Here is an 847-nt window from a genome sequence, read left to right on the forward strand (position 1 = left end):
AGAAATGTACGAATACATCTTCTCCACCTTCGATTTCGATGAAACCGAAACCTTTTTCTGCGTTAAACCATTTTACTGTACCTTGTTGCATAATTATTTCCTCCTGCGTGGATTCGAGTCCACATTTTATTACTATTGTTGCTCAAGTTAGATATCAAAGGCGAAAAGTTTAAATACTTTCATTCCTTACAGACCGAACAAAAATAATTCTTTCTTAGAATAACAGGTGTTGAAGGAAAAAGCAAACATTCGAAAGTCCTATTTCCAGTTAATGCTAACTCAACGTTGTTGTAACTGGAGCCGATCGAAAAAATCTGCCCTGAAATTGGTATTTAGAGGGGAACGTGCCCTTTATGTCGAATACAGAAGAAAAGGGGATGGCCCAATGGATAAAAATCGATTACTGAAAGAATGTAACCAAGCCAGAAGTGGAAATTTCTTTTCTTTAGAAATTCCTGTGAATTCGAACGCGGATGGAGAAAACATCGAGCAAATGGCAAGGGAATTAGAGAAAGAGGGTAAGATCAAGATCAGAGAATGCATGCACAATGATACCTTGGTGTATGTACATGGCATCGTCAAGTATGCCTCAAATTAATGGAAAGAAGTGCTGGCAGTTCGGGCGTTGTATATGTTCAGGCTGTCGGTATTTTTTTGCCAAAACAAAAAGGACCCTCGGGATGAGAGTCCTTTCCTATTAAAGCAATTATGCTTTAACTACGTTAGTCGCTTGAAGTCCGCGTTGACCTTGCTCAGTGTCAAACGTTACTTTTTGACCTTCGTCTAAAGATTTAAATCCTTCGCCTTGGATAGCTGAGAAATGTACGAATACATCTTCTCCACCTTC

At 39.1% G+C, this 847-nt stretch carries 3 protein-coding genes; 1 reads left to right on the forward strand and 2 read right to left on the reverse strand.

Going from position 1 to position 847, the window contains the following annotated elements:
• Positions 1-91: cold-shock protein (locus AAEO50_RS21155; protein ID WP_341981421.1), on the reverse strand; the 91-nt coding region annotated here is incomplete at its 3' end.
• Between the two features lie 294 nt (positions 92-385).
• Between AAEO50_RS21155 and AAEO50_RS21160 the strand changes: the two genes are divergently transcribed.
• The gene (locus tag AAEO50_RS21160) at positions 386-598 is read left to right on the forward strand and encodes a hypothetical protein (RefSeq protein WP_341986336.1); all 213 of its coding nucleotides are present in this window, start codon (positions 386-388) and stop codon (positions 596-598) included.
• A 108-nt stretch (positions 599-706) separates the two neighbouring features.
• On the opposite strand, the gene AAEO50_RS21165 is transcribed toward AAEO50_RS21160, so the two are convergent.
• Positions 707-847: cold-shock protein (locus AAEO50_RS21165; protein WP_341986337.1), on the reverse strand; the 141-nt coding region annotated here is incomplete at its 5' end.

This window comes from Rossellomorea oryzaecorticis (assembly GCF_038405515.1).
Lineage (GTDB): Bacteria > Bacillota > Bacilli > Bacillales > Bacillaceae_B > Rossellomorea > Rossellomorea oryzaecorticis_A.